We start from the raw sequence: 8,177 nt of genomic DNA, 5'->3' as shown, positions 1-8,177 counted from the left end.
CGCGTGAGCCTCGCGGGTGCCGGCGCCGTCGTGCGCGTGCGGTGGCCGTCAGGCCGTAACCGGCGTCTGGTCCGGCGCCGTCCTGCTCTCCGCGCCGGAGCGCTTGGCGAACAGCCGGTCCAGGCCGAACGCGCCGGAGCCGGTGAAGATCAGCAGGAACATGGCCCAGCAGTACATCGCGGCACCTTCGCCGCTGTTCTCGATGGGCCACAGCCCCTCGGGCTGGTGGACCTTGAAGTACGCGTAGGCCATGGCGCCGGAGGCGACGAACGCGGCTATGCGGGTCCCGAGGCCGAGCAGGACCAGGCTGCCGCCGACGAGCTCGATGACGGCCGCGTACCAGTTGGGCCAGGCGCCGGTCGCTGCGGTGCCGCCCTTGCCGTCCACGCCGCCGAAGGCGCCGAGGATGGACATGGCGCCGTGGCAGGCGAAGAGCAGGCCGACGACGATGCGGAACAGGCCGATGGCATACGGCTGGGCGCTGTTGAGGCGTCCGGTCATGTGGGGGACTCCCTCGGTCTGAGGTTTTACCGGTCCCAGTAGGGAACGGCGTGGGGACGGATACTGATCGGTAGGTCCCACGTTAGGTAACCCTAATCAACACTTGCAAGTTCAACATTCGGCCATCGCGTCGCCTCGGCGTCCCCTTCCGGCCCAGGAACAACCGCATGTAGCACCGCTCTCGCCACCGCATCCGCATCCGAAAGAGTGACCGAATCCACACCCGGCCGCGCCCCGGCCGCCGTCACCCAGTGCACGCCCTCCGTGGGCACCCCGAACGCGAATCGCCGTTCGTGCACCAGACCCTGACGGTCGATCAGGCGGTACGGCCGCTGCGTCACGTCCAGTCCTCCCGTTTCGTAACCATCGACGGTGTGCGGCCGGCACTGCCCGGTCTTCAGCAGCCGGGCCAGCAGTTCGTCGGCGCTGCGGCGCAGATCCGGTTCCGGCAGCCGCGCCTCGACGAGGGTCGTCACCCGCACTGCCGAGCCCGGCACTTCGGGGGAGTGCGCCACCCACGCCCCCTGCTCCTCCCGCACCTCCAGTCGCGGCCCGAGCACCTCCACCACACCCGCCTCCGTCAATGCCACCAGCTCCTCCACGCGCCGGCGGGGCGGGCCGATGGACAGGAAGGCGTTGAGCGGGGTGTACCAGCGGTCCAGATGGTCGCGGCGGGAGGTGCCGGCGAGGCCGCCGTGGTCGACGACGAGCCGCAGTTCGTTGCGCAGGTCGCGCAGTACGTCGAGGGCCGACTTCAGCGGGCCGTGCACATTGCCCCGGGCGGCCTCGGCCGCGTCCTCGTGCAGATACGCCAGCAGCCAGTCGCGCCACTGCCCCGGATCCGGGAAGTCGCATCCCGCGTACGGCCGGGACACCCGGTCCCAGCTCCAGCGCTCACGCTCCGGGACGCCGAACTCGTCCAGCAGCAAGGCCTCCTGGAGGTCGCGGTGGGGGACGGTGAGAAAGCGTTCCGCGAAAGCCGCCCGCTGCCGCACCTCCGGTATCAGCGCCGTGTAGTACACCGTCTCCACCTCCTTCGCCACCAGCGGCCATATCTCCGCGAGGAAGTCCGGCGCCTCGCCCGAGTCCGCCCGCTTGCGGAAACCGGCGATCACTTCCGGCGTCAGCACGAGCGGGAGGTGACGGCCGTACGCCCCCTTCGCGTTGTCGCCGCGCGCCTGGTACGGGATGCCGCGCCGCGAACCGGCGTACAGGCGCGGCTCGTTGCCGGAAGGGACGTATCGCAGTCCGCGGCCGCCCTCGGCGCGGACGAAGCTGCCGCCGCGGCCCGTCGTCAACAGGGCCACGTGATCGAAGAAGTTGAGGCCCAGGCCGCGCAACAGCACCGGTTCGCCGGGCGATACGGAGGACAGATCGACGTCGGCCGGGTTCGCGGGCGGCACGTAGCGCAGGCCGTGGCCCTCGGCGTACCCGGCGAGGTGGCGCTGGATTGCGTCGGCGGCCGTCGGCAGATGCCCCTGCGCGAGGACCACGGCGGACAGGCCGGGCAGCACACGGCCGTCGTGGAGGGTGAGGACCTGGCTGCCGTCGAGCATGTCGTCGAGCCGGACCGCGCGGGCCGCGTACGTCTCGACGCGCACGGTGGGCGGCGCCTCGCGGACGACCTTCGCGAACACCCACTCCAGGTACCGGCCGTAGTGGGCGCGGGTCGGGTACTCGTCCGGACCCAGTGCGCCGGCCGCCCAGTCGTACAGGCTGGGGCCGGGCCGGATCGGGCCCGAGCAGTCCACGCTCTCGTCGGTGAACAGCGTGACCTGTGAGGACACCGTGTTCATCAGCAGCTCGGGCGACTGCGCGGTCCGCCAGACGCGCCCCGGGCCGGGCGGTGCCGGGTCGATCACATGGACCGTGAGACGCGCCCCGGGCGGGAGGAGTTCGGGAGCGGAGGCGCACAGGCGTTCCAGGACGCTGGTGCCGCGGGGGCCGGCGCCGACCAGGGCGACGGAGACCGTGGGGGAGTCAGGGGTCGGCGCGGGGGGCGGTGCAGACAAAAGGGTGACTCCCGGGCGTGTGGGGCGCATTGGAGCGAACCGCCGGGTGGAAGCGGACGGTCCGGCTCATCATGCCGTCGGGAGCGGGGTGAACCGAGCCTTGAGATGAGCGAGTGTGAGATGCCTCACGAACATCAGGTGTGTCACGTCACACGGGAGCCCCTATGGGGTGAAACCGGCTGTTCAAGGGGCGAGTTCGGACTCCGAGACCGTCCGCAGCCGCGCCCCCGCACCCCGTGCCCCGGCACCCTCGGCTCCCGCTCCCCGCACCGCCCGCGCCTGCTCCAGCCGCAGCCGGGCCGAACGCCCCCGCAGGGTCAGCGTCATGAGCTGGTTGCCGAACCAGGGGCCGCCCGTGCGGCGCCAGTCGACCGGCGGCCGGGGACAGCCGCCGTGCCCCGCGAACCGCCGTCCGAGCCAGCGGGCCACCCCGCTCCAGCCGAAGCGGAAGCCGACCCGGATCGCGCTGGGGATGGCGTTGTGGACGGGCGAGCAGGTCAGCTGCAGGACCCGGGCGTCGGGCCCGCCACCGTCCGGCCAGGTCGGCTCGGCGATGTAGGCGTGGTGCACGTCCCCCGACAGCACGCACACCGTCGCCGGCGCCTCCGTCCCCGACCCGGCCTCGGCGATCAGTTCCGCCAGCGCGTCGAAGGACGACGGGAAGGCCGCCCAGTGCTCCAGATCGGCCCGCCGCCGCAGATCCTCCCCGAAGCGCGCCCAGCGCTCGCCGCGGTCACCCCGGCACAGCGCGGCGTTCCACGCCTCGGCGTCGTGCACCAGGTGCGGCAGCAGCCACGGCAGGGACGTACCGATCAGGAGGTGGTCGTACGAACCACGCGCGTCGAGCGCCTGCTCGCGCAGCCACCGCGCCTCGCCCGGGTTGAGCATGGAGCGCGCACCCTCTTCGAGGACGCGAGCCGCCCGTGTGTCCACCATCAGCAGCCGTACGCGGCCGAAGTCGCGCCGGTAGCTCCAGCGGACGGAGGCAGGATCGGCGTCCGCCCTGCAGGCGAAGGAGCGCAACAGGTCGGTGCCGTCGGGGGTTTCGCGTACGGCGGCGTAGAGCGGGTCGGCGGCCAGCTCGTCCGGCGAGAGATTGCCGAGGTGCTGATGGACCCAGTACGACATCAGCCCGCTGAGCAGCCGCTCGCGCCACCAGCTCGTTTCGCGCATGTCGGCGAGCCAGGCGGCCGAGGTGTTCCAGTCGTCGATGACGTCGTGGTCGTCGAAGATCATGCAGCTCGGCACGGTGGACAGCAGCCAGCGCACCTCGGGGTCGAGCCAGGACTCGTAGTACAGCCGGGTGTACTCCTCGTAGTCCGCGACCTCGTCGCCCGGCGGCTCGCTCAGGTCGCGGCGCGCGGCCAGCCAGCGCCTGGTCGCCTTGGAGGTCTCGTCGGCGTACACCTGGTCGCCCAGCAGCACCAGCACATCCGGCCGCTCACCGTCCGGCTCGGCGGCGATCCGCGCGGCCAGTGTGTCCAGGGCGTCCGGTCCGACCGGGTCCGGCTCACCGGCGGGCGGCGCGGCCCAGCGGCAGGAGCCGAAGGAGAGGCGGACGGGGTCGCCGTCGGCGGGGGTGCGGATCAGGGAGGGCGGGAAGGGAGAGTCGGGCAGCGGCCACACTCGGGCGCCGTCGAGGAGGACCTCGTACGACTGTGCGGTGCCCGGGGCGAGGCCGGTCACCGGGATCAGGGCGTAGTGATGGCCCGCGACCTGGAAGGTGCGGGACTCGCCGCGCGCGCCGTCCGCGCCGCGCACCTCGGCCGTGCACGGACGGCTCGCCTCGACCCAGACGGTCGCGGACGAGCCGTCGGCGTACCTCAGCAGTGGACCAAGCCGCAGTTCGGCCACGTGATCGCCCTCCTCCGTCGCCCCGTACGGTACGGAACGACGGAGGGGAGCGGGGAGGTTCCGCAGGTCACGGTTTGCCGAACTCGGGCGGGACCGCGTCAGCGCTGCCCAATGGCTTCGTCAGCAGCTGGAGAGGTGGTTCGTCAGGGCGGACTTCTCGGCCGAGTCGACCGAGAGGTCGTAGTAGTACTTCACCTGCACCCAGGCGCGCACGTAGGTGCAGCGGTAGGCCGTGCGCGATGGCATCCAGGTGGACGGGTCCTGGTCGCCCTTGGCCTGGTTGACGTTGTCGGTGACCGCGATCAGCTGCGGGCGGGTCAGGTCGTTGGCGAAGGACTGGCGGCGCGAGGTGGTCCAGCTGTCGGCGCCGGAGTCCCAGGCCTCGGCCAGCGGGACCAGGTGGTCGATGTCGAGGTCGGAGGCGGCGGTCCAGGTGGCGCCGTCGTACGGGGAGTACCAGCTGCCGCTGGTGGCGGCGCAGGAGGAGTCGGTGACGACACCCGAGCCGTCGCGCTTGAGGACGGTCTCACGGGTGTTGCAGGCGCCGGACTGGGTGATCCAGTGCGGGAAGAGGTCGCGGTCGTAGCCGGTGCGGTCCTCGGTGGCCACGGTGAGCTGGGCGAGGTAGCTGCGGGCGGTCGCGGCGCTGACGGGGGTGGGGAGCGCCGCGGAGGCGGTCGGAGCGTTGAAAAGCGCGACGGAGGCCATGAGGCCGCTGAGGGCCGCGAGTATGCTGACCCGTCGACGCGCGTAGAACTTCAACATGCTAACTCCCTTGGGAGGTGGGGGTGTTGGCGTGCGAGCGATGGAATGCTCGCCGCGCCGTGTTGCGGGGAGGTGTGCGTCGGGTGAGAAGTTAGTGTCGCGTTCATGACACGACAAGGTTGAGGGTCGGACTTTCTTTCTGTGGACCGGTGAGCGGCCTCGCGTACGATGGGTGGCGCAGAAGGGGAGTAGCTCTTCGCCGGACCGTCGACATACTGCTCAGCTCGTCTGAGCCGGCGCCCGGAGGCGGACCTCGTATCCGAGGTCGGCCAGCGAGACCTTCGGCAAGCAGCACACGCCCGTGCCGTACGGCACGGGTGCCGAGTGTGCTGCCGTGCCGAGGTGTCGCAGCGCAGTGACAGTGCTCTCGGTGGGGCAGCCCGACCGATTGAGGAACCTTGATCAGCTTTACCGTGACGGCGGTCGTCTTCGGCGTCGTCTTCCTCGCCGAACTGCCCGACAAGACCGCGCTCGCCGGGCTCGTCCTCGGCACCCGCTATCGCGCCTCGTACGTCTTCGCCGGCGTCGCCGCCGCTTTCGCGGTGCATGTCGCGCTGGCCGTGGCGGCCGGCAGTGTGCTGACGCTGCTGCCGCAGCAGCTCGTGCAGGCGCTCACCGGTGTGCTCTTCCTCGGTGGCGCCGCGGTGCTGCTCATGAAGAGGGACGAGGACGAGGCGGAGGTCCGCAAGCCGGAGAACCAGTCCTTCTGGAAGGTGTCCGGCGCCGGGTTCATGCTCATCCTGGTCGCCGAGTTCGGCGATCTGACGCAGATCATGACGGCGAACCTCGCCGCCCGCTACGACGACCCGCTGTCGGTCGGTGTCGGTGCGGTGCTGGCGCTGTGGAGCGTGGCGGCGATCGGGATCGTCGGCGGTAAGGCGCTGATGCGGCGGGTGCCGCTGAAGCTGATCACCAAGGTGGCGGCGCTGCTGATGCTCGGGCTGGGCCTGTGGAGCCTGTGGGAGGCGATCGCCGGCTGAACTGTCGGTGAATGGTTCACGGAGGCGGTGGCGCGAAGGGGCCCGCGTTTTGTACCGTGGGGGAACAAAGTGGTTCCCGCCTGTTTTCCCTGACCGGCGGGCGGGACCACCTTGTCCCTCCGGGGGCCACCCCTGGCACCCCCGCGCCCCTCGCCCTGGAGCTGCCGATGTCGGCCACCGCCGCGCCCACCACGCCCACCGTGCTCACCGCCCGTGCCCTCCTGCTCGACATGGACGGCACCCTCGTCAATTCCGACGCCGTCGTGGAGCGGATCTGGCGTCGCTGGGCCGAGCGCCACGGGCTCGACGGCGACGAGGTGATGAAGGTCGTCCACGGGCGGCAGGGGTACGCCTCGATGGCCCTGCTGCTGCCCGACCGGCCGATGGAGCAGAATCACACCGACAACGCGCGCATGCTCGCCGAGGAGACGGCGGACGTGGAGGGCGTGGTGCCGATTCCCGGGGCGCCTGAGTTCCTGGCCTCCCTGCGGGGCCTTCCGCATGCGCTGGTGACGTCTGCCGACGTGCCGCTCTCCACGGCGCGGATGGCTGCCGCCGGCCTGGAGCAGCCGGATGTGCGGGTCACCGCGGAGTCGGTGGGTGCCAGCAAGCCCGATCCGGAGGGCTTCCTGAAGGGCGCCGCCGAGCTCGGGATCGCGCCGGAGGACTGCATCGTCTTCGAGGACTCCGGCGCCGGGATCGAAGCCGGCCGGGCGGCCGGGATGCGGGTCGTGGGGGTCGGACCCCGCGCCGGGTTCCATGGGCCGGATGCGCTGGTCGCGGACTTGCGCGAGGTGAGGGTCGAGGCTTTGGGGGACGGGACGATGCGGGTGTGCGTCGGCTAGGGCCGGAGCGGCCGACGGCGCTGCAGTCGGCCAAGGGGCGCGGGGAACTGCGCGACCAGCCACGCACGGCCCGCAGTCGCCGTCGGACCCGCAGTTCCGAGCTCTTCGGCGCACCACCCTGGCGGCGACGCCGTCCACCTCGCAGCCCCGGCCCCGCCGGCACCGCGTCACGGTTCGGACGTCTCCGACTCCAGCCGCTCCCGCGTGGCCAAGTCGTACACCCCGTACTCGTCCGGCTGGACGCCCCGGGCCCACTGGTAGCGGATGACCGCGTCCTCGACGCCCTCGTTGAAGTTGCCCCTGGCCTCCCGTGTGTAGAGGCCGAGTTGGGTCAGGCGGAGCTCGAGTTCCGTGACCTCGGGGCCCCGGTCGCCGCGCTGGAGGGTCACGGGCGCGGGTTCCCGCGCGGCGGGGGAGTCCTCCTCGGGGCCGGCGGCCTCGGTGGTGGACGGGGTGTTCGTCGGCTGCGAGGTCGCTGACGGAGACGGGGACGTCGTGCTCGACGTCGACGGCGACGCCGAAGCGGACGCGCTCTCCGAGGGCGACGACGACGTCGGCGGTGCTGCCGACTGCGTCGACGGCTCCGTGGGCGACGGCGTCTCCCGGGCCTCGCTGGTCGAAGGCACCGGCACGCTCGCCCGTACGTCGTCCGGCAGTGCCGTCTCCCGTACCGGTGCCTCGTACGTGAACAGACCGCTCGCCAGGCCCGCCGCCGCGAACACGGCCACGAGCGCTCCGCCCGCCCCGAGCAGGACCGTACGGGTGCGACGGTGACGGGCGGCCGCTACCTCGGGAGTGCCGGCCGGATCGGAGCTGTCGGACACCCCGTCCGGCTCGAACAGGCTCAGGTCCTGCGCGCTCGGTGTCGTGACCGGGGGTGCCAAGGGAGTGGGCGGCGCTGTCGGCACCGCCCGCAGCGGCATCGTCTCGCCGCCCGCCTCGCCGGTACCCTCCAGCTCCACGTATGGCCGTATCCGCAGCGGATCGAAGTCCTCCGCCGCGGCCGCCTCCGCCGTACGGGCGTCTCGCAGGGCCTCGGACACGCGCGGGCCGCAGCCGCAGGAGGGGGTGTTGTCGGTCCCTCTCGGCGCACCGCACTCCGGGCAACTGTGACCGTTCCGGCCTATCGGGCCATCCTGGCTGTCCGGACCCTTCGCGCCCGTCGGCTCAGTCACGTGTTCGTCCCTCTCCTCGCGAACTCCCCAGATTATGCAGACGTT

7 protein-coding genes are annotated in these 8,177 nt (G+C 71.9%); 2 read left to right on the top strand and 5 right to left on the bottom strand.

Annotation, left to right across the window (positions count from 1 at the left end):
• Window positions 1-48 precede the first annotated feature (48 nt).
• The 4 genes from ACWGDB_RS27680 to ACWGDB_RS27665 form a co-directional block, all read right to left on the bottom strand.
• The gene (locus ACWGDB_RS27680) at window positions 49-501 is read right to left on the bottom strand and encodes a DoxX family protein (RefSeq protein WP_383624259.1); all 453 of its coding nucleotides are present in this window, start codon (window positions 499-501) and stop codon (window positions 49-51) included.
• A gap of 92 nt (window positions 502-593) precedes the next feature.
• Window positions 594-2,543 carry an FAD/NAD(P)-binding protein gene (locus ACWGDB_RS27675; protein WP_453824894.1) on the bottom strand — a complete coding sequence of 650 codons (1,950 nt, stop codon included), beginning with the start codon at window positions 2,541-2,543 and terminating at the stop codon, window positions 594-596.
• 153 nt (window positions 2,544-2,696) lie between these two features.
• Window positions 2,697-4,367, bottom strand: coding sequence for an alkaline phosphatase D family protein (locus tag ACWGDB_RS27670; RefSeq protein ID WP_453824893.1), 1,671 nt, complete (start codon window positions 4,365-4,367; stop codon window positions 2,697-2,699).
• 120 nt (window positions 4,368-4,487) lie between these two features.
• The gene (locus ACWGDB_RS27665; RefSeq protein ID WP_453824892.1) at window positions 4,488-5,132 is read right to left on the bottom strand and encodes an HNH endonuclease family protein; all 645 of its coding nucleotides are present in this window, start codon (window positions 5,130-5,132) and stop codon (window positions 4,488-4,490) included.
• Between the two features lie 398 nt (window positions 5,133-5,530).
• Here ACWGDB_RS27665 and ACWGDB_RS27660 point away from each other — a divergent pair, with 398 nt between their 5' ends.
• Complete coding sequence (locus ACWGDB_RS27660; protein WP_427841290.1) at window positions 5,531-6,112, top strand: TMEM165/GDT1 family protein; 582 nt, start codon at window positions 5,531-5,533, stop codon at window positions 6,110-6,112.
• A gap of 167 nt (window positions 6,113-6,279) precedes the next feature.
• Complete coding sequence (locus ACWGDB_RS27655) at window positions 6,280-6,957, top strand: HAD family hydrolase (protein ID WP_453824891.1); 678 nt, start codon at window positions 6,280-6,282, stop codon at window positions 6,955-6,957.
• 167 nt (window positions 6,958-7,124) lie between these two features.
• Here the strand turns inward: ACWGDB_RS27655 and ACWGDB_RS27650 are convergent, their stop codons facing one another.
• Window positions 7,125-8,000 carry a peptidoglycan-binding domain-containing protein gene (locus ACWGDB_RS27650; RefSeq protein ID WP_453824890.1) on the bottom strand — a complete coding sequence of 292 codons (876 nt, stop codon included), beginning with the start codon at window positions 7,998-8,000 and terminating at the stop codon, window positions 7,125-7,127.
• Window positions 8,001-8,177 lie beyond the last annotated feature (177 nt).

The sequence above is a fragment of the Streptomyces sp. NPDC055013 genome, from assembly GCF_053608645.1.
The sequence above is the reverse complement of the archived record's forward strand: the minus strand, read 5'-3'. Positions and strand labels throughout refer to the sequence as shown.

What these genes read in the sequence shown, in the direction of transcription:
- ACWGDB_RS27680 (WP_383624259.1), bottom strand. Translation starts at nt 501, where the DNA reads ATGACCGGACGCCTCAACAGCGCCCAGCCGTATGCCATCGGCCTGTTC.
- ACWGDB_RS27675 (WP_453824894.1), bottom strand. Translation starts at nt 2,543, where the DNA reads ATGCGCCCCACACGCCCGGGAGTCACCCTTTTGTCTGCACCGCCCCCC.
- ACWGDB_RS27665 (WP_453824892.1), bottom strand. Translation starts at nt 5,132, where the DNA reads ATGTTGAAGTTCTACGCGCGTCGACGGGTCAGCATACTCGCGGCCCTC.
- ACWGDB_RS27655 (WP_453824891.1), top strand. Translation starts at nt 6,280, where the DNA reads ATGTCGGCCACCGCCGCGCCCACCACGCCCACCGTGCTCACCGCCCGT.